Annotated in this window: 24 protein-coding genes, 1 pseudogene and 1 riboswitch; of the genes and pseudogenes, 7 read left to right on the top strand and 18 right to left on the bottom strand. The window is 45.8% G+C overall.

Annotation, left to right across the window (positions count from 1 at the left end; all coding sequences use genetic code 11):
* Nucleotides 1-56: 56 nt before the first annotated feature.
* Nucleotides 57-1,301: an MFS transporter gene (locus LRL21_RS29115; RefSeq protein ID WP_240419277.1), complete on the bottom strand. Its 1,245-nt coding sequence runs from the start codon at nucleotides 1,299-1,301 to the stop codon at nucleotides 57-59.
* A gap of 322 nt (nucleotides 1,302-1,623) precedes the next feature.
* Complete coding sequence (locus LRL21_RS29110) at nucleotides 1,624-2,211, bottom strand: ketopantoate reductase family protein (RefSeq protein ID WP_240419276.1); 588 nt, start codon at nucleotides 2,209-2,211, stop codon at nucleotides 1,624-1,626.
* Nucleotides 2,212-2,317: 106 nt separating this feature from the next.
* Between LRL21_RS29110 and LRL21_RS29105 the strand changes: the two genes are divergently transcribed.
* Nucleotides 2,318-2,869, top strand: a complete 552-nt coding sequence (locus LRL21_RS29105) for a TetR/AcrR family transcriptional regulator (protein WP_240419275.1) — start codon at nucleotides 2,318-2,320, stop codon at nucleotides 2,867-2,869.
* Nucleotides 2,870-2,983: 114 nt separating this feature from the next.
* Here the strand turns inward: LRL21_RS29105 and LRL21_RS29100 are convergent, their stop codons facing one another.
* The 4 genes from LRL21_RS29100 to LRL21_RS29085 all read right to left on the bottom strand — a co-directional run bounded on the left by LRL21_RS29100 (nucleotide 2,984) and on the right by LRL21_RS29085 (nucleotide 6,033).
* Nucleotides 2,984-3,829, bottom strand: coding sequence for a C40 family peptidase (locus LRL21_RS29100; protein WP_240419274.1), 846 nt, complete (start codon nucleotides 3,827-3,829; stop codon nucleotides 2,984-2,986).
* Nucleotides 3,829-3,968, bottom strand: a riboswitch (cyclic di-AMP (ydaO/yuaA leader). (Overlaps the previous gene by 1 nt.)
* Nucleotides 3,969-4,085: 117 nt before the next feature.
* Nucleotides 4,086-4,631 (bottom strand): hemerythrin domain-containing protein, encoded by a 546-nt coding sequence (locus LRL21_RS29095; protein ID WP_240419273.1) that lies wholly within the window; start codon nucleotides 4,629-4,631, stop codon nucleotides 4,086-4,088.
* Between the two features lie 134 nt (nucleotides 4,632-4,765).
* Nucleotides 4,766-5,383 (bottom strand): molybdenum cofactor guanylyltransferase, encoded by a 618-nt coding sequence (mobA, locus tag LRL21_RS29090; RefSeq protein WP_240419272.1) that lies wholly within the window; start codon nucleotides 5,381-5,383, stop codon nucleotides 4,766-4,768.
* Between the two features lie 107 nt (nucleotides 5,384-5,490).
* Nucleotides 5,491-6,033, bottom strand: a complete 543-nt coding sequence (locus LRL21_RS29085) for a DoxX family protein (protein WP_240419271.1) — start codon at nucleotides 6,031-6,033, stop codon at nucleotides 5,491-5,493.
* A 230-nt stretch (nucleotides 6,034-6,263) separates the two neighbouring features.
* On the opposite strand from LRL21_RS29085, the gene LRL21_RS29080 reads away from it, so the two are divergent.
* On the top strand, nucleotides 6,264-6,587 hold the full coding sequence (locus LRL21_RS29080) for an ArsR/SmtB family transcription factor (RefSeq protein ID WP_240419270.1): 324 nt from the start codon (nucleotides 6,264-6,266) through the stop codon (nucleotides 6,585-6,587).
* Nucleotides 6,588-6,602: 15 nt separating this feature from the next.
* Nucleotides 6,603-7,895, top strand: coding sequence for an arsenic transporter (locus LRL21_RS29075; protein ID WP_240419269.1), 1,293 nt, complete (start codon nucleotides 6,603-6,605; stop codon nucleotides 7,893-7,895).
* 24 nt (nucleotides 7,896-7,919) lie between these two features.
* Here LRL21_RS29075 and LRL21_RS29070 read toward each other — a convergent pair whose 3' ends face one another.
* Both LRL21_RS29070 and LRL21_RS29065 read right to left on the bottom strand, forming a co-directional pair.
* Entirely contained in the window at nucleotides 7,920-8,933 is a 1,014-nt protein-coding gene (locus LRL21_RS29070) for a PAS domain-containing sensor histidine kinase (RefSeq protein ID WP_240419361.1), read from the bottom strand.
* A gap of 43 nt (nucleotides 8,934-8,976) precedes the next feature.
* The gene (locus LRL21_RS29065) at nucleotides 8,977-9,627 is read right to left on the bottom strand and encodes a response regulator (RefSeq protein ID WP_275900953.1); all 651 of its coding nucleotides are present in this window, start codon (nucleotides 9,625-9,627) and stop codon (nucleotides 8,977-8,979) included.
* A gap of 288 nt (nucleotides 9,628-9,915) precedes the next feature.
* Here LRL21_RS29065 and LRL21_RS29060 point away from each other — a divergent pair, with 288 nt between their 5' ends.
* Together LRL21_RS29060 and LRL21_RS29055 are read left to right on the top strand one after the other, a co-directional pair.
* Nucleotides 9,916-10,368 carry a MarR family winged helix-turn-helix transcriptional regulator gene (locus LRL21_RS29060; protein WP_240419268.1) on the top strand — a complete coding sequence of 151 codons (453 nt, stop codon included), beginning with the start codon at nucleotides 9,916-9,918 and terminating at the stop codon, nucleotides 10,366-10,368.
* Between the two features lie 11 nt (nucleotides 10,369-10,379).
* On the top strand, nucleotides 10,380-11,582 hold the full coding sequence (locus LRL21_RS29055) for an MFS transporter (protein ID WP_240419267.1): 1,203 nt from the start codon (nucleotides 10,380-10,382) through the stop codon (nucleotides 11,580-11,582).
* Nucleotides 11,583-11,610: 28 nt separating this feature from the next.
* On the opposite strand, the gene LRL21_RS29050 is transcribed toward LRL21_RS29055, so the two are convergent.
* Nucleotides 11,611-12,117, bottom strand: coding sequence for a GAF domain-containing protein (locus LRL21_RS29050; protein WP_240419266.1), 507 nt, complete (start codon nucleotides 12,115-12,117; stop codon nucleotides 11,611-11,613).
* Nucleotides 12,118-12,426: 309 nt separating this feature from the next.
* Between LRL21_RS29050 and LRL21_RS29045 the strand changes: the two genes are divergently transcribed.
* A complete protein-coding gene (locus LRL21_RS29045) occupies nucleotides 12,427-13,164 on the top strand; it encodes a Crp/Fnr family transcriptional regulator (RefSeq protein WP_420832500.1) in 738 nt (245 codons plus the stop codon).
* Between the two features lie 91 nt (nucleotides 13,165-13,255).
* Here the strand turns inward: LRL21_RS29045 and LRL21_RS29040 are convergent.
* Nucleotides 13,256-13,901: pseudogene (locus LRL21_RS29040) on the bottom strand (NAD(P)-dependent oxidoreductase).
* 22 nt (nucleotides 13,902-13,923) lie between these two features.
* Nucleotides 13,924-14,787 (bottom strand): VOC family protein, encoded by an 864-nt coding sequence (locus tag LRL21_RS29035; protein ID WP_240419265.1) that lies wholly within the window; start codon nucleotides 14,785-14,787, stop codon nucleotides 13,924-13,926.
* Between the two features lie 166 nt (nucleotides 14,788-14,953).
* Here LRL21_RS29035 and LRL21_RS29030 point away from each other — a divergent pair, with 166 nt between their 5' ends.
* Entirely contained in the window at nucleotides 14,954-15,304 is a 351-nt protein-coding gene (locus LRL21_RS29030) for a winged helix-turn-helix transcriptional regulator (protein WP_240419264.1), read from the top strand.
* A gap of 80 nt (nucleotides 15,305-15,384) precedes the next feature.
* Here the strand turns inward: LRL21_RS29030 and LRL21_RS29025 are convergent, their stop codons facing one another.
* The 7 genes from LRL21_RS29025 to LRL21_RS28995 all read right to left on the bottom strand — a co-directional run bounded on the left by LRL21_RS29025 (nucleotide 15,385) and on the right by LRL21_RS28995 (nucleotide 24,923).
* The gene (locus LRL21_RS29025) at nucleotides 15,385-16,215 is read right to left on the bottom strand and encodes a carbohydrate ABC transporter permease (protein ID WP_240419263.1); all 831 of its coding nucleotides are present in this window, start codon (nucleotides 16,213-16,215) and stop codon (nucleotides 15,385-15,387) included.
* Nucleotides 16,215-17,117, bottom strand: a complete 903-nt coding sequence (locus tag LRL21_RS29020; protein ID WP_240419262.1) for a carbohydrate ABC transporter permease — start codon at nucleotides 17,115-17,117, stop codon at nucleotides 16,215-16,217. The genes LRL21_RS29025 and LRL21_RS29020 overlap by 1 nt, the downstream gene beginning before the upstream one ends.
* 52 nt (nucleotides 17,118-17,169) lie before the next feature.
* The gene (locus tag LRL21_RS29015; protein WP_240419261.1) at nucleotides 17,170-18,510 is read right to left on the bottom strand and encodes an ABC transporter substrate-binding protein; all 1,341 of its coding nucleotides are present in this window, start codon (nucleotides 18,508-18,510) and stop codon (nucleotides 17,170-17,172) included.
* A gap of 143 nt (nucleotides 18,511-18,653) precedes the next feature.
* A complete protein-coding gene (locus tag LRL21_RS29010; protein ID WP_240419260.1) occupies nucleotides 18,654-20,240 on the bottom strand; it encodes a response regulator in 1,587 nt (528 codons plus the stop codon).
* Complete coding sequence (locus LRL21_RS29005; RefSeq protein ID WP_240419259.1) at nucleotides 20,215-22,014, bottom strand: cache domain-containing sensor histidine kinase; 1,800 nt, start codon at nucleotides 22,012-22,014, stop codon at nucleotides 20,215-20,217. The genes LRL21_RS29010 and LRL21_RS29005 overlap by 26 nt, the downstream gene beginning before the upstream one ends.
* A 202-nt stretch (nucleotides 22,015-22,216) precedes the next feature.
* Entirely contained in the window at nucleotides 22,217-22,567 is a 351-nt protein-coding gene (locus LRL21_RS29000; RefSeq protein ID WP_240419258.1) for a VOC family protein, read from the bottom strand.
* A gap of 148 nt (nucleotides 22,568-22,715) precedes the next feature.
* A complete protein-coding gene (locus tag LRL21_RS28995) occupies nucleotides 22,716-24,923 on the bottom strand; it encodes a malate synthase G (protein ID WP_240419257.1) in 2,208 nt (735 codons plus the stop codon).
* Between the last annotated feature and the right edge of the window lie 3 nt (nucleotides 24,924-24,926).

The following is a 24,926-nucleotide window of genomic DNA, read 5'->3' as shown; positions in this document are numbered from 1 at the left end:
AAAATCTTTTATTTGCTGTCCACAAGATATTCGGCATTAATTGACACATTTCCTGCTTATCCTTCTTTTCCTATGTTGTCTATGTTGGCGGATTTCCCGGTTCGCCCAATATACAGCAGCATCAGGACGGCACTCCATATAAATGCGGCGATAATAAGGATAAAAGGAAGCCTCGGATCAATCGAATAGGTCCAGCCGCCGATCAAACCTGCGGGTGAAATAAAGATCAGAATCAGTACGGATAAAATCGAAAAAATACTCGCTCGCTTATCATCATCAATTGCATTCTGTACAGCTGCCTCCAAGTTCGGGTACACAATAATACTGCCTGCTGCCGTGAGCACCGTGCTGAACAGGATCGGCATGACTGCGCCGGGCGGCGTCGCAATCTGTATAAGATAGGCGGCTGTACAAATGAACAGACCGACCAGCATATACGCATTCATGCGATCCCGATTCAATCTCGGAATATAGAAGAACAGCAGCAGCAGCGTCGCTACAGATGTCACAGCAGGCAGCCAGGCGATCCACACCGCATCGAATTCCAGTGATTGCACCAGATAAATCGATAAATACGTGTTGCGCATCGTCAGCTGAAATTGATACAGCACGTAAATACCGAATACAAGCAGCAGCGGCTTGTTGGTGACGATCGCCCTCAATACACCAATGTACTCCTGTAAAAGCGCTTTCCATTGAAAAGAAGCATGCTCCTTCATTTTCCTGATCCCGATTTCGGTCTCATAGGTCGCAAAATGACGGCAAAAGAACATCGCTGTCATACTGACAAAGGCTAATCCATACATCATTCGCTCGGCAGAAACCAACGTGTAACGCTCTACCAGAAGTCCTCCCAGCGGTGCGAATAGCCCACTTGCCACACTAATAAATTGCAGCGTTGAGAAAATATAAGCACGATCCTTGGGATGCGTTCCTTCAACGAGCAGACAATACCACGCGGTATTGGGTACCTTTTGAAAGCTGTTGAACGCTGCGGCTATCACAAAAAACCAGACGTTGTGGGCAGTCATCCACAGCAGCGTAGCCACACTCCAGCTAACCAAATCATAGATCAATAATGCGCGCCTGCGTCCCATGCGATCCGTTAAATAGCCGCTGATTAATGAAGTGAATATTTGCAGCACCAGCCCCAGTGAAGTCACGAGCCCGATTTGGGTCTCTGTAAGTCCAAGCTCCAGCATGTAGATGGAAGCATAGGTGAGATACAGGCTATAGGGAATAATAAACATCGGCTCATAAATCATACATCCGCGGGCGTTCCCTTGCAGTTTATTGAACAACGTGCTCGCCTCTTTTACATTCAGACTAACAACCAACTGAATCGTTGCCTATTCCCAATTGAAGGATTTAATAATATTTCCGATTTGATATCATTTTGACTTAAAAATTTCATTAAATCATTACTCAGCTGCACAATCTCATTGTAAGCATTATTCGCATAATCCGGCAACATCATATCCCTAACCATTTTTGTTCGTAGCCATGTCATAAAGAAAAGGTCCAAAAATAAGTTTGGGAATTTAAGCACCAGTTTAAGCATTGGTGGATCAATTGAAACGCCAGCTTTTTGTATTGCCCTTAGATACGCTTTTAAAGTGACTGTTATTTTTCGTGCCTCTTTCTGGTTCTGACTGTTTTTTTGTCAATTATCTTATTCTCAGAATGCAAAACGCTCAACATGGCAATGTCTGATACGGAATGTGTGATTAGATACGCTTGCATATCCTTTTTAATAACGTAGGGAAGCTTTGCTGTTTTAAATAATTTTGCGAGGTTTTCTATGCGTTCTGTCACTACACCATTAATTTCTCCAAATGCAGTTGCCGCTATAATCTTTGGTAGAAATCGAGCATGCAATACTCCATCTTTAATCTGTCCGCCGAAGCCGGGAAAAGCTGATAAAAGTCTATCACCTACGATAAGCCACGAAGAAAATCCAATTGAATTACTAGTCATCGTAACTATATTTTTGCTCTGATTATCTTTTAGCGCTAACAACGCTGATTCGGACCGATCATAACGAACGGTAACGAAAATAAAATCGTATACATCGTCATTTTCGAGCGTATCAATGACATTCACTTGTATCGATCTAACTGTACCTTTTTCTTTATATTGCAGGCCATTTTCTCTTAATGATTTAAATCTATTAGAATGTGCAAACAGGCTAACGTCATTTTTGATTATCAAACAACATGTTGTATGATGTGATTATAAATCTTCATTATTCCTTGATCAACCATCAGTATTTTAGTATTTGTCGGATGATATTCTTATTCGCTAGTAGGAGGGAAACATGAAAAAGCAACCCCAAATTACGGAGAAAACAAGACAAAAGTTTGTAGAAGTTTTTTGTGAGTTATATAGCCAAAAGCCGATTGAGAAAATTTCGGTTCAGGAAATTGCGAATAAGTCAGGATATAACCGCAGCACCTTTTATCAATACTTTACTGACATTTACGAATTGTTAGACTCTGTTGAAAATGACTTATTGAATGACATGAAAAAAGAATTGGCGAATAAAGAGCTATCGATGCATACGGTTCAAGATACGCTCTATTGTCTGGACAAAAGAGAACATCTCCTGGTTCTTAATGCCCTTTTGGGTGATTATGGAAGTGCCCGTTTTTTAAAACGCTTAAAAAAAGAAATCACTTTGGATCAATTAGAATTAAACGTTCCGCAAAACCATTCCTTAACGCCATACTTAATTGAGTTTTACCTGACAACTTCCCTTTCTTTATTTCGTCTTTGGCTCCAGCGTCAACAGGATTTATCGTCAGAAGAATTTTTCAAGTTAGTGGAGAACCTGTATTCAAGAGGGATTACGCCCTATTTTAAAGAATAAACTTTATTTTCTCCTTACAGTATTCAGCTCCGCTGAAAGCCATGTATCCTGATATTAACACCAAAGACCCGCCTTTCGGCAGGTCTGAATAATACGATATGATTGCAGCCTCTTCTACAGCCGCTTTGCCCCTATGTATCTGGAACCCCAGTAACCGCTGTTCAAGCTGGCTACCGTGACACCACCATAGGTAGTGGCCGAGATGAATTGGTCATTGCCAATATAAATGCCGACATGGGAGGTTCTTCGGCCTTCAGCAAAAAACACCAGGTCACCTTCTTGAATATCCATAACCCGAGTACCTGCCGAGCTGTACATTTCTGCCGATGTTCGGGGTAACTGAACTCCGCTTAATTGAAAAATATATCCTACATATCCTGAGCAATCAAATCCATTCGGCGTGCTGCCTCCCCACACATAAGGAACACCCAAATAGTTATATGCTGATTGCAAAATCGATGCCTTGGGCTTAGGGGCGTACCAGACCGGAGCATGGTACTGACCATCCGCATCTATGATCGCAAGCTTATTGACCGCATCCCATTGAATTTGATAACCAAACGTATCCGATACGAATCGGAGGGGAACATACACCGTTTGCTGAGACAACAGCGGGGGTGATTCCAACGTAACGGCCTTTTCATTCACAAGCGCTTGACGGTCTCCCGTTTGAAATACGACCTTCTGCTGCTTGCTGCTTAGCGTAACCTGTATCGCCTGTTCATTCTTGCTCCATTCCATCTGATACCCTAATTGTTCAATCAGTACTCTTAGAGGCACCTGCAAATTATTGCTGCTATCGATGTAGGGCTTGGCGTCTGGGAAGGTCACCAGGTAATCGTTAATTTGTATCCTGACTTCATCTGACGCTGCCTGAGCAGTTCCTGCCTGCATAACAGCCAACAAACCAAACGCAAAAAAAGCACAAAACCAAATAAACTTCTTCCGTAATAATATCAAGTTGTTCCTCCTGCGGCCTTCGAGGTTAGTTGACGGATTCGGGAAGAGGTTTTCCCTAGTTCAAGACAGAACATTCACCCCATGTAAAGAATCCCCCGTACCAGCTCTTGTGATGAACTGGATTCGGCCTTTTTTTAACAGAGTAGCACACCCTCTACCCAAATTTCAAATTTTCAAACCGATCAATTTGAATTATTATCCAATTAATTACATGTTTATTTTGTTTTTCGACAAACTTTTACCATTTAATTAGCAATTAAAGGCCGGCTGCTGCTCCATTGATATCATCCAAAACCTGTTGGGTCAAAGGGAAAACAAGCTGCTCTTCCTTAGCCAAATGCTCCTGTAAAATATGACAAGCTTGAACCAGATAGGCAGCGGCCTGATTGTAGCCCATAGCACCCGGATTTGCTTTTAACAAATGAACCGATCTCAGAAAGGCCTGCATATGCTCATCAGCCAGCTCATGATCTTTCTCTAGCGACCAGAAGGAAGGCAGTATGGAAGGAGCCATTTTCCGCTCTATATAAGTGCTCAGGAAGGGAAACAATTCTTGCTCCTCCCAATTGGAATGCCGTTCAAGCTCTTCCTGAAATGCAAGTGCCCATAGTCTTAGATTCAGCAGCGACTGCAGCGCTCCCAAGCTCTCTGGTGCGGACTCAACCTGCTTCGCTTGTTTTTCCATTTCCATTAAAACCTGCTTGAGCTCCCCATGCTCTTGCTTCAAGCGCTCCAGTCCTTCTGATATGGCTGTCATCGGTGCCTTAGTCATCTCTACTCGCGGCTTTTGATACATGTTCATTGTTGATTCCTCCTAAGGTTTTTGCTTTAGCGAAAACCAGCATCGTAAGCATAATCTTTGGGTTTCACTTTAGTAAAACCAGCATCGTAAGCGTGGTCATGAAAATTCGCTTTCACTTTTACTAACATGTATATTTATCCGGACCGCACCTTAGTCTTCTCCAGATACTGTTGCGCAAGAAAGTAATCATCCCTTGTCTTAATCGTGTTGACAAAGCTGCAATCGATGCCAGCTGATTGAAACTCGGACTCCACTGCTTCCTGCCATAATAAACCCTTCCTCAGAGAGGATAATTCTGTATCCTGGTGTTTCAATAATGTCCAAATGTGTCCCGCACAGTCCCTGTCATAAACAGCATGCAGAGGATGCATGACACCTTGAAGCCAGGGGATGATTGCGTCCAGGCCACTCCTTTTTTTGCGCAGCATCAGCTCAGCCGCAGCGGGCGATAGAAATGGCATGTCGCAGCCAACTACCCATGCGCTTCGGTTGCGGGATAAGGTAAGACCAGCATGCATTCCGCTTAAAGGTCCTTTTCCCGGTATATAATCCGTTATGATTCTCACCGAGGTATCCACCAACCGCAGGAATAGCTTTGGCGTGTTGGTCACAATAATGACCTCACTGCACAGCTCCCGCATAATTCGGATCTGGCGCAGAACCAAGGTTTCATTGTCCAGGCTGAGCAAGCTTTTATTTTCACCGTTCATACGCAAGCTGTCTCCGCCTGCCAAAATAATTCCTGACAGCATATCCATCCTCTCCTTTCGAAGGTGGCCCGTTTATACAAAGAGACTGGAAGCACAGCCAAGCTCGACTGTACTCCAGCTCTTATATGTGTCCATTCAACCATGAGCAGTTAAGCATGCGCTCGTTTGTGCGTTCTCCCGGCTGTTGGATGAACTGGTCTGTCTTTTTTGTATTTGTCGATGAGCTTACGGGCCATTGGTGCCAGATAATGGTCAATACCGAACCGCCCTGCATTCGTGCCAGCCATAAAAATAATCCCACCGAGCAGGATTAACCACGGGTTGGTGCTAACCGTTCCTGCAAACATAAACATAAAGTTCATGAGCAGCCCGAAAAATGCAGCTGCAGTCGTCAGCGCACCGACGATAAGTCCCACTCCGACCAGCAGCTCCCCAATAGGGATTACCACATTGAATACCGCTGCATTCGGCAGTGCAAAATGCTCAAGAAATGCCGTAAAGGTCGGATATATCAGCTCATTGGTCGCCTTATCGATGACTGGCTTGGTCACAGCCCCTTTGATAAATCCGGTAGCGTCAAACCTGCCTGTCAGCTTATGCAAACCTGCTGTCGCCCATTCCCAGCCCAGGTAAATCCGAAGCAAACATAAAATTCCTGCCGCGTATACATTTTCCCTCATCCATTTCATCATCTTAACCATCTCCTAATTGGTAGTGAATGACATTCTGCTGATACTTGATTCACTGCTTAGGTTTATTTGTTCTCCATGGCTATAATTTACTACTCCGAGGTAACCAACGCTGTTAAATAGATCACAGTGATATAAGAAATATATTATATAATCAAATAATTATATAATGATTTACAATATAAGTTGAATATGCGAAAATGATAAATGATTATTGCTGGAAAGGAGCACATATGAGTCAAATTCAAGAAATAGCAGACGTTTTAAAGCTGCTGGGAGATAAGAACCGATTAACGATCATCGCCTTGCTGAAGGAAAGGGAATTATGTGTATGTGAAATTGTCGAATTTTTGCAAACCAGCCAGCCCAACATCAGTCAGCATATGCGCAAATTAAAAGATGGCGGTCTCGTCAAGGAGACGAAAAAAGGCCAATGGGTTTACTATTCGTTATATGTTCAAGACAAGCCTTATGTGTCCGAAATTCTTAAGCATATCCCTTCACAGAAAGAACAGCTTAAGCCGCTGGGATGTGAAGATAACGAGTGCTGCACTTAAGCTCAGGAGGTTGGTATGGCTTACATAGCTTTTCTTATTTTTGTGGTCACCCTGGTTTTTGTCATCTGGCAGCCTAAGGGGCTAAGCATCGGGTGGTCTGCCGTAGGAGGAGCGGTCCTTGCGCTGCTGTGCGGAGTCGTCAGCTTCATGGACGTGAGGGATGTAACGCTAATCGTGTGGAATGCTACGCTCGCATTTGTCGGAATTATTCTCTTTTCTATTATTCTTGATGAGATTGGTTTCTTCGAATGGGCAGCGCTGCATGTCGTGAGGATGGCCAAAGGGAACGGTATGGTCATGTTCGTGTATGTGGTTTTGCTCGGGGCTGCTGTATCCGCATTGTTCGCTAATGATGGGGCCGCACTGATCCTGACCCCTATCGTGCTTGCCATGGTCCGGGCGCTGAAATTCGAGGACCGGAAGATTCTGCCGTTCATTATGGCCAGCGGCTTTATCGCAGACACTACCTCATTGCCTCTGGTCGTAAGCAATCTGGTGAATATCGTCTCGGCTGATTATTTTGGCATTGGCTTTGTGGAGTATGCAAGCCGGATGATCGTTCCTAATTTCTTTTCTCTAACTGCGAGTACACTTGTGCTATACCTGGTATTTCGCAAAGGTATTCCCAAGCATTACGATGCACAACAGCTGAAGCAACCCCGTGAAGCAATCAAAGATATCCGCCTGTTTCGTATATCCTGGATCATTCTGGCGGTGCTTCTGTTCGGTTATCTGCTCAGTGAATTTCTCCATGTGCCCGTCTCGATCATTGCCGGCATTGCCGCTGTTTCATTTGTTATTGCTGCTCATCGAAGTCCGGCGATTGACACCAAGCGGGTCATTCATCAGGCTCCATGGTCTGTCGTTGTATTCTCCATCGGGATGTATGTTGTCGTCTATGGTCTGCGTAACGCAGGTCTCACAGATCAATTGGGAGCACTCATCCAGGCGATTGCGGATCAAGGGTTGCTTACGGCTACACTGGGTATGGGATTTATTGCGGCCCTGCTGTCATCTGTGATGAACAACCTGCCGACAGTGATGATTGATGCGCTGGCAATTAAAGGTACGAACACAGGAGGGGTTACGCGCGAAGCTTTAATTTATGCCAATGTGATCGGTTCCGATCTGGGCCCCAAAATTACTCCCATCGGTTCATTGGCTACGCTCCTATGGCTGCATGTGCTGGCTCGAAAAGGTGTTACCATCACATGGGGCTACTATTTTAAAATCGGTGTTATCCTTACGATTCCTACACTTTTGATTACGTTAATCGGGCTGTATGGTTGGCTTTGGCTAATCTCATGATCCCATCACTTAACTGAACCCACTTCACGGATACGGGACTACCAATAGTACACGAGTCCCCTCTCCGGGTTCCGAATGAATTGTTAACTGACCTCCTACAGCACGGGCACGTTCTTCCATACTAAATAAACCGACACCTCGGGTCACCACCTCGCGCACAAAACCTTTCCCTGCATCGACGATTTCAACTCTTAAGCTGTTGTCAACAAGCACCTGCAGACTGACCCTGACCTCATCGACATCCGCATATTTTCCTACATTGGTCAAGGCCTCTTGTATAGTTCGATAAATAGTCGTTTCTTCCGGCGCTCCCAGCCTTTTGCGCAGATTGGTGTCAAAGCTGACCTTGATTCCATAATGCTCGGAAAAATTATCGATATACGTGCGAATCGCCGGCACGACGCCGAGATCATCCAGTACCGAGGGTCTCAATTCCCAGGCCAGTTCACGTACGTCCTCAATAATATGCGAGACATGCGTGCGAATGGCTCCCAGATCGGAATGAACATCCTCCCCAATCAACCGATCCATCTGAATGATCAGCGAAAACAAGCTTTGACCGATACCATCATGAAGCTCTCGGGAAAACCGCCGCCGTTCCTCCTCCTGTATGTGCATAACCTGCTTCATCATCTGCTGCAATTCTTCCTGCACCCGCTTCAGCTCGGTCACTTCATTACGAATCGCCCAATACTGATAAGGCTTCCCCTGCTCGCCGATAAAAGGAACAATCGTCGTATTTACCCAATAAAAGCTGCCATCCTTGGACCGATTCTTGATGTCGCCGCGCCAGACCCTACCTGCAGTTATCGTACCCCATAAATCATTCATAAAAGCTTTATCATGATAACCTGAGTTGATAATCCGATGATCCCGCCCAATCAGTTCTTCCCGATCATATTTGGAAATCTTACAAAATTTATCGTTCACATAGCGAATAATACCCTTGTCGTCTGTCATGGCTACAATCGACGATTCATCCAGAGCAAATTTTAGATCAGCCAGCTGTTTCAAAGCATCCGTATGCAGCTCCATCATGTTGGGCGTATTTCCTTGTTCCGGATAACCGGGATCAGGCTTGTTATTCAAAATTCAGCAGCCCCTTTTTCATTGCATATTTAACAAGCTCCGGCCTTGTCTTGAGACCGAGCTTTTCCATCACGTTCGCTTTATGCGATTCAACGGTTTTCACACTGATCACAAGCTGCTCCGCCACTTCCTTGTTACTGTAGCCCTTGGCGACCAGAGATACCACTTCCGTTTCACGCTCCGAGAGTGTCTCCATACTGCTGCCATCTCCATCACGAAGTCGATCTACATATTCAATCATTAATCGCTTGGTTGCTGTCGGATATAAATACGCGTTACCCGCGGCAACCGAACGGATTGCCGTTAACAGCTCGTCGTGTGGGGCTGTTTTGAGAATATATCCTGAAGCTCCGGCATGAATCGCCCGGAATAAATATTCGTCATCATCATGCATCGTCAATATAAGAACAGCTATGTCAGGTAACACCTGCTTCAATTCCTTGGCTGCCGTTAGCCCGTCCTTGCCGTGAGGCATACTTAAATCCATCAGCACGACATCCGGACGCAAGCTCAATGCCAATTCAATAGCCTCATTCCCTTCGGACGCTTCCCCGATGACCTCCATATCTTCCTTGGTATTCAAGAGCATCATGAGTCCGGAACGAACGACCGCATGGTCATCGACAATACATAGCTTGATCATGTTATCCTCCTTAGAGTTTGCAGAGCAAACTTACTTCGTAAGCTTCATCCCTGAGTTTGCGAAGCAAACTTTCTTCGTAAGCTTCATCCTTAGAGTTTGCGTAGCAAACTTCTTCCTTTAATTATCGTAACAAAAAAAACGAACCCCTACAACGATGCAGCCAGCTCCAGCAACAATTTATTATTTATCGGGCAGGCACTGTGCGTAATGCATTGACAATATTAGTTGCCTTAAATATAATTGTTTAAACAACTATATGGCGATTACAACAGAAAAGGAAGGATTACAATGACAACTAACTATAACGGTTTAGATCGTTCAGTCGGCTTCATCATGGGCATGACCTATCGTAAATTAACGAATCTCCTGCAGCACAGACTAAAAGAGTATGACATTACGCCTGAGCAATGGTCTGTATTGTACCAGATCGACAAAACTAACGGCATGATCCAAAAGGATATTGCCATGCTTTCAGGAAAAGATAAACCGACGACAACCCGCATTCTCGATCATTTGGAGGGCAAGGGCTTGATCTATAAGAAAATCGGCGAAAACGATCGACGCTCGTTTCTCGTTCATATCACGGATAAAGGCAAATCGGTGATCCTGAAGACGACCCCGATCGAGCATAAAGTCTCTGAGGATGTCAAGCAATGTGTATCGGATGACGAATATGATCTGCTTATTGAGCTTCTTCTTCGAATTAACAATCACGCAAACGAATTAACAGAAAGAAAGTAGGCGCCACCGCTATGCCGAATCCTGTTCAACCACAAAAATTATGGACAAAATCGTTTATTTCTTTAACCATCTGCTCGTTGCTATTATTTTTAAATCTGCAAATGATGCTTTCTTCTTTCCCCGCGTATGTCAAAAATGAATTTCATGTAGGCGACCTATCCGTCAGCCTTGTGACCAGCGTGTTTGCGATAACTGCCATCCTGTCGCGCTTTTTGAGTGCGGTATTAATGCGCAGGATACATCGTAATGTGATTTTGTTTGCCGGACTGGCCATTGCTTCCGTGATGACCGGCATTACGATATGGGCTGGCTCTATAGGTTCGATGCTTGTTATGCGCGTAGGCTTCGGCATCGGTTTCGGGATAGTGAGCACGATTATCCCTACATTAGTATCGCAAATTATTCCATCGAAAAGAATCGGAGAAGGTATCGGCTATTTTGGCCTTTCTACCAGCCTCGCCATGTCGATAGGACCGATGATTGGATTAAATGTGATGAAGCATTATGGTTTCAGTATGTTGGCTGTCATCAGCACCGCTGCCATTATTTTGATTTTCCCGATCATTCTGCTGTCCCGCGCGATTCCACCTGCTCCCAGCACGAATCGTGCCACAGGTGAAGGCTCGCAATCCAAACCAGCTTTTAACACGAAGCTGTTGTTTCCCTCACTGCTGAACGTCATACTGGCAGTGACCTACAGCGGTCTACTTAGCTTTATTGCCTTGTACGGCGAAATGAGGCATCTCGATCAGGTTGGTTTGTTTTTCTTGTTTAATGCCTTTACGATTATTTTGATCCGCCCTATTTCCGGTAAAGTTTTTGACAGAAAAGGACCTGCGGCTGTTCTTATTCCAGCGGCTACCAGTGTCGTGGCAAGCTTGACAGTGCTTTCCTATACGACATCGATGTCCATGCTCATCGTGTCTGCTCTATTATATGGACTCGGCTTTGGTGCGATCCAGCCAACCCTTCAAGCCTGGATGCTCCGGTCCTCAACCAAGGAGCAGTATGGAATGGCAAACAGTATGTTCTATAACACCACTGACTTTGGTATTGCAATAGGTGCGTTAATTCTCGGGGCCATCTCGTCCATGTCCGATTACGCGATCATGTATCGTTATTCGGCAGGATTCATGATCTTGTTTCTTATTGTGTATGTGGTGGTTCAATGGGTATCCGCTACAAAAAGAACTCAGCCGGCTGTTACCAAATAACCTACTCATTATGGCTACCAACCATTTTCTAAATAGGTCCAGTCTCAAAAGCGGATGACTGTTGAGTACCGCCCTGTTCCGTAGGGACTCCATGATTGTGAAGCTGAATAGCACGACCAACCTCAATGGCGCAGGAATCCAGGTATTGCAGCTCGGTTGTCGTGTACAGCCGGGCTTGACGGGCTCCTACCATAATAATTCCGTTCGGGGCTGCTAACGGACCTATCGGTACGGCTGCTGCAGCGTGCAGTCCTTCCGCAGTCATTAAAGCACAATTCAGCTTCTCTCCACCTGTATTTCTTGATGAGGAATCGCTAATAACGGCTTCACCAAGCCTCAAAGCTAGACCTGGAAGCCCTTTTCCCCGTTTCACGACCATCCCCTTATAGCGATGATTCATATTACCGCTGGCGTAATACCAGGCATAGGTTCGTCCGTCCTCCCGCGGGAGCGCCAAAGCTGCAAAGTCATGGGACGAGCTGATTCGCAGATGATCGATAAGTCTTCTCATAGGATCCTCTTCGTATTCCACCATGCCGCCGCCCCCTTAAAAGTGATGTCCTTCGTTGTGCTGTCCGATACCATTCCCTGCGTGTTGTTCTATTGTAACGCTGTGGCCCTTCCTTGTATGTCAGGGAATTCCCTGAAAACGTGTAAGGGAGTATCATGGGGGTATATTGGGCTTTAACATAGCACATTCACGGTTATCCCTGAGCTGTCTTGTGATTTTCCTCACAGTAAAAGGTCATTTTCCCCTTTCCAAAAATCAGGAGATCCCCCGATGCCTTTTTACGAGCGTTCGCGCTATGATAAGAATATCCAAAACGGAGAGGGGATGGCTGGAATGGCCATTGATGAATATATGCAAACAGCTTCCATAGAAGGAAATACGAAAGAGGGAATTTCCAATTTCTTTTCACCCGAAAATATGGAGAGACTGCACAGCATTATGTACACCAAGCACGCCAAGGCAGATACCTTGCTGTTCTGGGAGGGTGACCCCGCTGATTACCTGTATTACATTAAAAAAGGTCTCGTCAAGCTGACGAAGACTACGGATGCTGGCACAAAGGTTACGCTTTATCTGCATCATACCGATGATATGTTCGGACAGATTGATCCTTTTCAGGAATCTGCGCATACCTTTAATGCAGAGGTCATGGAGGACGCAGAGTTCGGCATCATCCAGCAAAAGGATTTGGAAACCTTGCTGTGGCAGCATGGTGATCTCGCCATTGAGTTTATGAAGTGGATGGGCATGATGCATCGGATGACGCAAACCAAATTCCGTGATCTCATGCTGTACGGAAAACCAGGCGCACTCTGCTCGCTGCTCATCCGGTTAAGCAATTCCTATGGTGTCGCTGCAGGGGATTGCATCAAGATCACCAAAAAAATTAACAATTCAGAAATGGCCGAAATGATAGGCGCAACCCGTGAAAGTGTGAACCGGATGCTGAGTGACCTGCGTAAACAAGAAGCGATCTCAATGGAAAACGGTACGCTCACGATCAATGATGTCCACTATCTTCAGGATATTTGCAAATGTGAAAATTGCCCTAAGGAAATTTGCCGCGTGTAAGGGGCTTGCATACACAACAAATAAACCTCCTACGAATTTAAGGAGGTTATTTGCCCTAGCGGCTGTTATTCAATTGCACTCAATTTCCTGCTTATTCAGCCTCGGACACTACCGTAAATCGCTGATTGACATGCTGAGGCTTTTCAATTTCATCTACAACTGCAATCGCATAATCGGCATAGCTGATATAGCTGTCTCCTTTAGAATTAACCAGCAGGTGATCCTGACCTTTTTGATAGGCTCCTGTGCGTTTGCCCTCTGGTGAGAAGAAAGCAGACGGACTAATAAATGTCCACTGAATCGAATCGGTTTGCTGCAAAATTCTTAAGTTTTCTCCTTGATTCCTGGCAGTAGGTAAATATTGTGCTGGAAACTCCGGTGTATTGTACAGTTGCAGCTTTTTATCCGGATCAACGAACAAGCTTCCCGCACCTCCTACTACGATCAAACGGGTGTTAGGTGCTTGCTTTAAAGCTTCAATTAACACATTGCCTGCTTCTACATGAAGATGTTCTTTCCCGGCTGGTGCGCCAAACGCATTCACCACGACATCAAATGACAACAGATCTTCAGAAGTAAGCTCGAACACTTCTTTTTGCAAAACCATGACATGGTCAGTCTACGGAAATTTTTGATGCATTTCTGACAATAGCTGTTACCTGATGTCCTCTGTCCACAGCTTCTTTAGCAATAAGACTGCCTGCTTTACCGCTGGCCCCAACAATTCCGATTCTCATCATGATCCCATCCTTCTTGTCTTTATTTATTTACAACTAATCTGATTTCAATACCGGTAGGGTCCTTCAGCGCCCAGGCTCCGTTAGCCTCGGTCACGGCAATACCTGCTTGGTTAACCCGCTCAATGACAGCTTGCAGCTCGGCCTGATTCGGAACAACGATGGTGAAGTAAGCCAATCCGGTCCCTTCTGCAGGTGCCAGAGGTGCGCCGACACCCGCCCAAATATTCAGTCCGATATGATGGTGGTAACCTCCCGCTGCTATAAATAATGCTCCCATGTTGGCCGCCCCATTCAGTTCGACCGTAAACCCGAGGACGTCGATATAAAAGGCTTTCGACTGCTGCAAATCGCTCACATGCAGATGAATATGCCCGATAATAGTGCCAGGCGGCAGCCCTGTCCAAGACTCGTCACCTGCTTCGGCAAGCAAGCCGTCCCAATCAATCGGGTCTGTTGCCATCTTATAATTCCCCTGCGCATCACGTTTCCAGCTCTCGCGAGGACGGTCTCTGTAAATTTCAATACCGTTGTTATCCGGGTCAGCAATATATAATGCCTCACTCACCAGATGATCCGCCTGCCCGATATGAATACCGGACTGAATCAGGTTTCTTAATGATAACCCCAGAGTCTTACGATCCGGAACGAGAATTGCAAAATGATACAGACCTGCCGAGGATCTGCGCGGTACTATAGCGCCTGTTACTTCTTGAATCGCTAACAAGACCTGATGCCCATCTACAGTAAATCTTGCACGGTCAGCCGTTTGATCCAATACCTGTAAACCGACAACTTCCTTATAAAACTGAATAGAGCTTGCCAGATTGCTAACCTTTAAATGAACCTCGCCGAGTACCGTATTAGGATGAATGGAATCTTTCATTGTGCAGCTCCCCTTTAAGAATAGAATCACGCATATAAGTTACTTTTCGTAACTAAATATACAATTATAACTTTTTAATGTCAAGTTTAATATTTACTTTTTGTAACTTAATAATAAATAGTATATAATAAAAGAAAATCTACAACAATGCGAGGTGATCATACCTATGAATACGCCTGTGATTCCATTTTCATTATGTCCGAGAGTCGAAAAAGGAATGCAGTTGTTAAGCAAACGCTGGTCAATCCTCATTATTTATCAATTGATGAGCGGCACCCAGCGATTTCACTCCCTAGAGACTGCGCTTCCTGTTAGCGGTAGACTGCTGTCAGAACGTCTTAAAGAATTAGAGCAGGAGGGGATCGTCCTGAGAGAAGTGTTTCCGGAAACCCCTGTACGCATCCAATATTCATTAACAGACAAGGGACATGCTTTAGCCCCGTTGATCAAAGAAATCGAAATATGGTCGGAGAATTGGATTCAAGTTGTAGCCGATGATGAGACAATGCTTGAATAATGCAAAAGAAGAACCTTCAGACCCACTATTGTGACAGGCTGAAGGTTCTTTTTTATCTAATTCATGCTTATCTATGCTGCTCAGCCTTTGGTAGCTCCTGATGCGATGCCTTTGACAAAGTACTGCTGCAAGAACAGAAACGCTGCCAGCACCGGGATCATGGAAATGATCGTTCCGGCAAATACCATATCCCACCGAGTCGAAAATTCGCCTACATAAGTGAAGATTTCCACCGTTACCGTCTTCGGCTGGTCTGAAGGCAATACGAGCATCGGCATCAGAAAATCGTTCCAGATCCCCAACCCATTCAACACGACCATGCTGACCGTACAAGGCCCAAGCAGTGGAAAGACGATTTTCCAAAAGATGCCGTACTTGGTGCAGCCGTCGATTTCTGCCGCTTCCTCAATCTCACGTGGAATGCCCTTGAGAAAGCTCGTATAGAGCAGCACCCCAAAGCTTACCGAGCCCGCTACATAAATGACAATCGGTCCCAGCAGCGAGCCATACAGACCTAACAGCTTTAACTCCTTGAATAAGGGAATCATATACACCTGAAACGGGATCATAATACCAGCTAGAAAAAAGCCATACATCCAGCTTGTCCAAGCCTTGTTCGTTCTTTCCAACGCATAAGCTGCCATTGGAATGACCACGATCATCATCACGGTACCACCTATCGTCAAAATCGCCGAGTTCATCGTAGCCGTTGGAAAGTCCGTTTTGGCCCACAGGAACTTGAAGCTCTCCAAATAAAAGGTTTTCGGAAATGAAACCGCATCCCGCAAAATTTGCCCGTTGCTTTTGAAAGCAGAAATCAGACTGAAATAAAATGGAAACAAAAATATTACAGCCAAAATGATCGTTACAGCCAGAAGCAGCAGTTCAAAAATCAGCTGTTGTTTGCGCATTACAACTGCACCTCTCTTTTACGCAGCAGGGCCACCTGAATCAATGACACGACCAGAATCAATCCGAATAAAGCCAGTGCAAGGGCAGTTCCATAGCCTTGACGCATTTCCCCGAATCCAACCTTGTAAACGATATAGGTTAAGGTTTCTGTTGCGAAGCCTGGGCCTCCGTCCGTCATAACCGCAATCTGATCGAACACCTTCAATGAATTAATCATCGATAATGTCATACATACCGTCACGGCTCCAGCCAACAACGGGAAAGTAATATGACAGAACTGCTGCCAGCGGTTAGCTCCATCGATCCGGGCAGCCTCTATCAGTTCCTGTGGTACGCTTTGCAGCGCGGCCAAATAAATGATCATATAATAGCCGGCTGACTTCCATACAATCGAGACAATGATCGCAATCATCGTATAACGGGTATCGCCGAGCCAATCTATTTTTAATGCTGCCAGTCCCCAGCTGTCGAACAGTTGATTCAGCACACCGAAATTATAATTGTAGATGACAGTCCATATAAAGCTCATGACCACACCGCTTAACAGCACCGGCAAGTAAAAGGCACTGCGAAAAAAATTACGAAACCAACGAACCTGATCAACCAGCATGGCGAGTACGATCGCTGCGGCATTTTCCAGAATGACCAGAGCTACCGATAGCAACAAGGTATTCTTCAACGCATTATGAACCCGCTCACTCTTCCACAGCTCCACGAAATTATCCAGACCAATGAACCGGATATCGGGACTGACGCCATCCCAGGAGGTGAGGCTGAGGTAAACGCTGCTGAGCGTCGGAACCACAACGAACAGCACATAAAAGATAAATGCAGGCAGTATGAATATGAGCGAATACGAGATTCGGAATTTTCTTGGTTTAGTTGACAGTGCAGCAGACATAAGCTCTACTCCTTTATACAACGGAACCCCCTTGCGGGGGTCCAATTATGCTTTATTTTTTCAGTGCTTTAACCTCGGTGTTCCACTCTTCATCAGACTTCTTCATAGCCTCTTCCACCGTTAATTTACCGCTTGCCCAGTCTTGTGACAGCTTGTAGAACCAGTTGCGGAAGGAAGCCGGCATCGTATTGTCTCCCCAGAAGCCGTTAATTTGCATCGAATGCCCGGTATTCGGGTCACTCACAACCTTCAAAACGGTTTGCAGCGGCTCTATGGCTTTATAAGTAATGTTTTCCTTGGTAGTCGGGATGCCGCTAACAAGCTCCAGATAATGAGCGTACTGCTCCTTGGCGAAGAAGAACTGAATGAACTGCTTCATAGCAGCTGCTTTTTCCGGATTTTTGGCCGCTTCCGTGGTCATCGACCAGCCCTGCTGGTTAGGCAATGTAGCCAGATTGATTTTACCGTCAGTGCCGGGAAGTGCATAGAAGCCCAGTTCAAAGGAAGGGTCGGCATCAAGAATCTGCTTGAACATCCAAGGTCCTGAATACAGCATGGCTGCTTTATTCGTAACGAGCAGGGACGTTGTCTGATTATCCGCAGTGCTCAGGAAGCCTTTTTCCACATAGCCTTTTTCGAACAGCTGCGTGAAGTCCTTCATTGCTTTGGTAGGTCCTGCATCCGTGAAGCTGACCTCTCCTTTATTGCGCTTGGCGTTCCAGTTCGGGTCCTTGATGAACACATCATCGATCAGAAACTTATTGATCAGAAAACCCATATGCCAGATGTCCTTGCCGCCAACGACCAGCGGTGCAATCCCTTTGGCTTTCAGCTTTTCGCAAATTTCCAGAAATTCGGCATATGTCTTGGGCTCCTGTGTGATACCGGCATCCTTATACATTTTCTTGTTGTAAATAATGCCCTGCGGGGCAGAGCCTGCAATCGGCGCGGTGTAGAATTTGCCATTCACCTGTGCGGTGAGCTTGAACAAATCCTTGAGGTCGGCTGGCAGCTCAGCCAGCTTGCCTGCATCCGCATATAATTGGGTATCACGCATCTCCACAAAATCCGGAAACTCGCCAACAGCATCCTTGGTTTTCAAATACTCCAGATAAGTCGCCGATGAGTTATTTGATACATCAACAATCTTGATATTTGGATTCGCTTTGTTAAAGGCGGCAATGGTGTCCACAACGCCCTGCTTATGGGCAGGATCTCCTGCGGCGTACGCCAGTGTGAAGGAAACCGGCTTCTTGGCTTCCATCTGCGCTGCCGGCGCTGCTCCGGCTCCTGCTGTCTTGTCAGCAGGCTTCTGCTCCTGAGAACAAGCAGCAAGTGCCGGAATTATTGCCATGCTTAGTGCCAACAGTCCACCTAATGTTTGCTTTTTCAATAATATGACCCCCTGTTTATCATTCATTTCATCGGATTGAAGCTTGCAATGAAAGTGCTTTCTTCCATATATTAAGACTAACATACGGCTTAAAAGCAGAGAATGAAGTTTTTTAAGCGAGTTATGACCCTTTTTTAAGATGTTTATTTATGGGCTTTGTACTCCTGTGGAAGCTTGCCGAATTGCTTTTTGAACATATCACTGAAATGTCTGGGGTTATTGTAGCCAACCCGCTCGGCAATTTCATATACGAGCAGATCTGTATGAAGAAGCAGCTTGACCGCGTGCTTCATGCGAATATCCGTGATGTAATGCTTGAAATTGACATGCGTATGCTTTTTGAAAAAGCTGCTGAAATAGTAAGGGTTCATATACAGCATAGCAGCCATGCTTTCCAGAGTAATATTTTCATTGAAATGCTGCTCAATGTAATCCTTAACCTGCTTTAGCTGCTGGCCTTCCTTGCCCATAAACAGCAGTTTGTCCGCCAGCTCCCTCACTCTTCCTGCCACATAGTGCTTCAATTCATCGAAATTATGAATTTGCTGCATCTCCAATAGCCACATCTGCTGCTCCTGCTCCAACTCCTGCATCGCCATGCTGATTCCATTGATTTCCTCTATGAGTTCACGGATCATGGCAAAGCAGGTTGTAACCGCGATTTCCTTGCTTCCTTGCGAGGTCGCAGCGATCATCAGGAACAGCTCCTCCAGCTCATCATTCAGCCTGACATCATCCCTAATAAGCATGGCCTGAAATAAAGCGGCTACCCGTTCCTTCAGCTTTCTTTCGGTAACCGGGTGATGGTGCAAATTGAACGTCCACGGAATAACAGACTGCTTGCCGGTAAAATATTGATTCTTGAGCGCATCTATCGCCGACATGTACGAGGTTCTCAGTTGTTCGAGCTGGTGTACAGGACATCCGTTACCTATGGAAATATGTATTTTCAAATAATAATAAATTTGCTTCACTATATCTTCTGCCAACGCTTGCATCCATTGCCCATCCGAATGATTGACTATGACACACAGACTGTCATGCTTGCGCATTACGAAGCCGCCTGCCTGCTGCTGAAGCATTTCTTCAATTACATTCGTGATCGCGAACATGACCAATCGATTCTCATGATCGCCCCAACGACCGTCGTCTTCCTGCTTGACGAAGCTTACCGCCATTACGGTTACTAATAGCTCACGAGAAACCTGAAGGCTCAGCTCCTGCAGCTTACGGGTCGCTTCATGACCGCGAATATCGCCTTCCAGCAACCGATCCAGCAGCTCCTCAATTTGCGTTGTACGATCCTTCTGCTCATAAACCGCCAGCTTATGCTTAGAGGATTGTTCTTCATGATGCTCCCGAAGCAGCAGCAGCGCTTTGTTCACGGCATCGATCAGCAGACCTTTATCAATCGGCTTCACCAAATATTCGACAGCACCATAAGCAAGGGCATCCTTGGCATAGGAAAACTCCTGATAAGCACTAATAAAAATGACCCGCGTCCGTAGATCGCGCTTTTCAATCTCCTTAATGACATCAATTCCACTGCCGTCCGGCATGCTGATATCCGTGATCACGAGGTCTGGCTGATGCTCTTCAATCTGCTGCAGCAACCCGCTGCCTGTCCAGGCCTCGCCCACAATTTGAACCCCCATTGCTTCCCATGGGATCAGTTTTTTCAAGCCTTTAATAATGATCGGTTCATCATCGGCTATTACGGCTTTCAGCAAGGCTGTTCAACTCCCTTATGAGTGGAATGGTCATTCGTACAGAGGTTCCAATCGACGGTTTACTGTTCATTTCAAGGCCGTACTCATCGCCATACAACGCTACAATACGGTCATGAACATTTTTCATGCCGATGCTGGTAGCCGCTTGCTCTTGATCAACCTGCCCCGCAAGCTTCTGTCTGATCGATAGCAGCCTATCCTCAGCTATGCCAACTCCGTCATCATCTACGATAATCGCAATCTTGTCCTTGGCGACCAGCTCCACCGATATTCGAATTTTACCTTTACCTGCTTTGGGCATGATGCCATGATAAACGGCGTTCTCAACTATTGGCTGCAAAGACAGCTTAGGCATGCTGCAGTTCAAATAATCCGGGTCGATTCGAAACTCGATTTCGAGCTTATGCTCGCCATAGCGCATGACCATCAAGCGAAAATATTGCTCGATGTTCGTTTTTTCGTCAAGCACGGTTACACTTTCTTCACCTGAATTCAATACATATTTGAGCTGATTGGACAACGAATGAATCATATCGCCAACCTCGTTATCATCATTAGCAACAGCACTCATTCGAATCACTTCCAAGGTGTTGTATAAATAATGAGGGCGAATCTGGCTTTTCAATGCATTCAGCTCTGCCTGCTTCTGCTTGATTTGGGCCACATATACTTCATCAATGAAGCTTCGCAGTCGAATGACCATTTTGTTGAAGCCGCGGGCCAGCAGCCCCATCTCATCATTGCTCAACACCGTCACCTGAATATCCATATTACCCGACTCCATCTTGGCCATTTGCCGCGTAAGCATCCGAATCGGGATAGAGAATCGGTTAGAGAACCAGATAGCAACGGCAATCAGAGATATCATGCATATACAAATGACAATTGTAATGGATCGTATTATACGTTCCACAGCCAAAAACATTTCCTGTTTATAAAAATCGCCAACGACAAGCCAGCCGGTGCTCGCAATCTCGCGCTGCAAATGGAGATAACCATTGGAATCCTTCGCTATATAGTGACTGCCAATCTTGTCGGGTTGATTGCTGTATAAGCAGATGCCTTCATTATTCACCACATAAATCTCATCCTTGGCACCGAGCACCATTCGATTAAACACCTCGTCAAACGCACCGCTATTAACATCCATGTACATAGTGCCCAATACATGCGCTTGTGCATTAACAGGTCCGGTCACATCAAGCAAATTTCGTCCGAACGTCATCACATTGCGGCTGGAGCCGATAATGTACCTTTCCGGATGTGTTGGAATAAACAGAAGTCCTTTGGGATTATCGCTTAAACGTGCTTGCCAAGCCTCAGGCGGGAACATATATTGCGTGTCCAAGGTACGGCTCTCCCGATTCAGCATTTGAACTTGCCCGTTAGGCAGCACAAACAATACATTATTTAAATAGGGATCGGAATACAGAATCGAGAGGACAAAATCACTCAGGGTGTTACGCAAACGACGATCCTCCATCCTGCTCTGCACCATAATCGCCTCACCAAGTGGACCATATCCATCAACCGCATACGTATACATCCCTTTGGAGATGTTATTGTATCGCGTGTGCATATCCTCAACATTTTTGTTTGCGAACAACAGCATCTGTTCAAAATTACTGACAGCATAACGCTCCATATAACCGGAAAAAGTCGTTAGTGACATATAGCTGATAATGAGCAGCGGAATCAATCCAACCGTGATAAACGAAAACGTGAATTTGGCAAAAATGCTATTTTTCAAGCGAAACAGTTTGGTGCTCGCCATACCGTTCTCCGCCTCCAAGGTTATGATGATAAGTAATTATAGTTGTTACAGGATAAAGCCTGTCATTATCATACCAGCACCTATTGCAAAAACAAATCCCCGCATCCGAATCGGATACAGGGACGATCTCTTCATTATATAGGGTTGTACATGCCATTGAGAATGAAGCTATTTAAGGAAAAAGTCTGCTTTTTAAGATTGATTATACATGAGCCAGAATGTTAACCACCCTGCCAAATGGATCGCGAACGTAGAAGCGCCGCACGCCCCATGGCTCATCAACCGGCCCATATTGTATTGGAAAACCAGCCTTCTTCATGCGTTCAAGCGCATCATCGACATCATCAACCTCGATTGATAGGTCAGGCACAGGTGTCCCGCTGCCCCCCTGTGAGGCAAAGCTGATTTGAATGCTCATCTCCTCATCAGAGCCGTAGGTTCCAATCCAGCCATGGTCCATCAATAGCTCAAGTCCGAGCACATCCTGATAAAAGGATTTTGCCGCTGTAATATCCTTCGTTTCTATATTGGTGACGATGCGCTTTACCTTCATTTTTCCAGCCTCCAATCAATAACTTTTTTCATTTGATATAGTTAACATTCAGTATATAACAAATATCTCCTCTTCCTATCTACTAATCCATCTCCTTTTTTTGTGCATCCGTTTGTTTTGCAGCTATTCAGACAGAAAAAACCGCCGTTCATAACGGCGGCTTGCAATTTAGGTAACTCAGGCTTTCAGCTGCACTGGATTTGTATTCAATCCGACGACGATGCAAGATCGGTTCTGTATAGCCATTCGGCTGATGATATCCCTCAAATACGAGCTCACATGCGGCCTGAAAGGAAATCGACCGATCGAAATCCGCGGCCATCGGACGATAAACCGGATCGGCAGCATTTTGTCCATCAACTACAGCGGCCATCCGCTTCAGCGTTTCCTGAACCTGCTCCTTCGTACATATACCATGGTGCAGCCAATTGGCGATGTGCTGGCTGGAAATACGCAGCGTAGCGCGATCTTCCATCAGACCTATATTGTTAATATCCGGTACCTTGGAGCAGCCGATTCCCTGTTCGACCCAGCGAACCACGTAGCCCAATATCCCCTGAGCGTTATTATCCAACTCCTGTTGAATTTGTTCAGCGCTCCATTGCGGGTTATTTTCCAGTGGAATGTGCAAAATATCGTCGCGTAAATCGCTGATCGATTGCTTGAGGTGATCCTGAACCTGCTGCACATCGACCTGATGATAATGCAGTGCATGAAGGGCAGCCGCTGTTGGTGAAGGAACCCATGCCGTATTGGCACCTGCTTGTGGATGCCCGATCTTTTGCTTTAGCATATCGCTCATCAAATCCGGCATCGCCCACATCCCTTTACCAATCTGGGCGCGACCCTGAAGACCGCAATCCAAACCGACATTGACGTTCGATTTCTCGTAGCTTTGCAGCCACCGGGAAGTTTTCATTTCGCTTTTACGGATCATGGGGCCTGCTTCCATGGAAGTGTGCATTTCATCACCTGTACGGTCAAGGAAACCGGTATTGATGAAGACGATCCGTTCCTTGACTTCACGAATGCAATTTTTCAGATTCAATGAAGTGCGACGTTCTTCGTCCATCACCCCTATTTTAAGCGTGTTCCGCTTCAAGCCAAGCATATCCTCGACACGATCAAACAATTCATTGGCAAAAGCCGCTTCCGCCGAACCATGCATTTTGGGCTTCACGATATAGACGGATCCCTTCGCAGAATTCTGGTAAGGGCCGTTCCCGAGTAACGTATGCTTGGCAATCAAGCTGGTCATCACCGCATCCATAATGCCTTCGGGAATCTCCTGACCATCCTGATCAAGAATGGCATTGATCGTCATCAAGTGTCCCACATTCCGAACAAATAACAGGGAACGTCCGGGCAGGCTGATCGCTTCACCAGTTGGTGATGTATAGCTGCGGTCCGGGTTCATCGATCGTGTCACCGTGCTGCTGCCTTTGGTAAAAACCGCCTGCAGATCACCCTTCATCAGTCCCAGCCAGCTGCTGTATACAAGCACCTTATCCTCAGCATCGACCGCAGTTACCGAATCCTCACAGTCCATGATCGTGGTTAGCGCAGCTTCCATGACGATATCCTTCACTCCTGCACCATCCGTCCGGCCAATGGCATGAGTACGATCAATCTGAATTTCAAAATGAAGTCCATTATTGCGAAGCAGCACTGCAGAAGGACTTGCTGCTTGTCCTTGGTAGCCTGTAAATTGGGCAGCCTTGTGCAGTCCCGTTACCGTTCCATCCTTAAGCGATACCGATAATTGGCCATCTGCAACTGTGTAAGCAACCGCATCCTGATGAGAGCCTTCGCTGAGCGGTGCCGACTGATCGAGAAAATTTTTGGCAAAGGCAATAACTTTATCCCCACGTACCGGATTATAGGCAGCTTGACGTTCAGCTCCGCCCTCATCACTGATCGCATCTGTTCCATAAAGCGCATCATACAGGCTGCCCCAGCGAGCGTTCGCCGCATTCAGCGCATAACGGGCATTATTGACAGGTACAACCAGCTGAGGTCCGGCCTGTACGGCAATTTCATCATCGACATTTTCGGTTGTCACTTTGAAATCTGCTGCTATCGGCTCCAAATACCCGATTTCCTGCAAATAAGCCTTGTAGGCATCAAAATCAAAGTTGTTCTTATTATTGATATGCCAAACATTCAACAGCTGCTGAATCTCATCCCGTCTGACCAAAAGAGCCTTGTTCTTGGGGGCCAATTCATGGACTAATGTATCCAGCTCAGACCAAAAAAACGCACCATCTACACCTGTCCCGGGAAGCGCTTGCGAATTGATAAAATTATAAAGTACCGTAGCAACCTGAAGCTTTCCAACTTGAGTATAGTCTGCCATTGT

Source organism: Paenibacillus periandrae (assembly GCF_022458865.1).
GTDB classification, from domain to species: Bacteria; Bacillota; Bacilli; order Paenibacillales; family NBRC-103111; genus Paenibacillus_S; species Paenibacillus_S periandrae.
This window is presented reverse-complemented; position numbering and strand designations above follow the sequence as displayed.

Bases quoted from the DNA above. Each gene is read 5' to 3' on its own strand.
- LRL21_RS29105 (WP_240419275.1), top strand. From the start codon at position 2,318: ATGAAAAAGCAACCCCAAATTACGGAGAAAACAAGACAAAAGTTTGTA.
- LRL21_RS29095 (WP_240419273.1), bottom strand. From the start codon at position 4,631: ATGAACATGTATCAAAAGCCGCGAGTAGAGATGACTAAGGCACCGATG.
- mobA (WP_240419272.1), bottom strand. From the start codon at position 5,383: ATGCTGTCAGGAATTATTTTGGCAGGCGGAGACAGCTTGCGTATGAAC.
- LRL21_RS29085 (WP_240419271.1), bottom strand. From the start codon at position 6,033: ATGATGAAATGGATGAGGGAAAATGTATACGCGGCAGGAATTTTATGT.
- LRL21_RS29080 (WP_240419270.1), top strand. From the start codon at position 6,264: ATGAGTCAAATTCAAGAAATAGCAGACGTTTTAAAGCTGCTGGGAGAT.
- LRL21_RS29075 (WP_240419269.1), top strand. From the start codon at position 6,603: ATGGCTTACATAGCTTTTCTTATTTTTGTGGTCACCCTGGTTTTTGTC.
- LRL21_RS29070 (WP_240419361.1), bottom strand. From the start codon at position 8,933: ATGATGGAGCTGCATACGGATGCTTTGAAACAGCTGGCTGATCTAAAA.
- LRL21_RS29065 (WP_275900953.1), bottom strand. From the start codon at position 9,627: ATGATCAAGCTATGTATTGTCGATGACCATGCGGTCGTTCGTTCCGGA.
- LRL21_RS29060 (WP_240419268.1), top strand. From the start codon at position 9,916: ATGACAACTAACTATAACGGTTTAGATCGTTCAGTCGGCTTCATCATG.
- LRL21_RS29055 (WP_240419267.1), top strand. From the start codon at position 10,380: ATGCCGAATCCTGTTCAACCACAAAAATTATGGACAAAATCGTTTATT.
- LRL21_RS29050 (WP_240419266.1), bottom strand. From the start codon at position 12,117: ATGGTGGAATACGAAGAGGATCCTATGAGAAGACTTATCGATCATCTG.
- LRL21_RS29045 (WP_420832500.1), top strand. From the start codon at position 12,427: ATGGCCATTGATGAATATATGCAAACAGCTTCCATAGAAGGAAATACG.
- LRL21_RS29035 (WP_240419265.1), bottom strand. From the start codon at position 14,787: ATGAAAGATTCCATTCATCCTAATACGGTACTCGGCGAGGTTCATTTA.
- LRL21_RS29030 (WP_240419264.1), top strand. From the start codon at position 14,954: ATGAATACGCCTGTGATTCCATTTTCATTATGTCCGAGAGTCGAAAAA.
- LRL21_RS29025 (WP_240419263.1), bottom strand. From the start codon at position 16,215: ATGCGCAAACAACAGCTGATTTTTGAACTGCTGCTTCTGGCTGTAACG.
- LRL21_RS29020 (WP_240419262.1), bottom strand. From the start codon at position 17,117: ATGTCTGCTGCACTGTCAACTAAACCAAGAAAATTCCGAATCTCGTAT.
- LRL21_RS29005 (WP_240419259.1), bottom strand. From the start codon at position 22,014: ATGGCGAGCACCAAACTGTTTCGCTTGAAAAATAGCATTTTTGCCAAA.
- LRL21_RS29000 (WP_240419258.1), bottom strand. From the start codon at position 22,567: ATGAAGGTAAAGCGCATCGTCACCAATATAGAAACGAAGGATATTACA.
- LRL21_RS28995 (WP_240419257.1), bottom strand. From the start codon at position 24,923: ATGGCAGACTATACTCAAGTTGGAAAGCTTCAGGTTGCTACGGTACTT.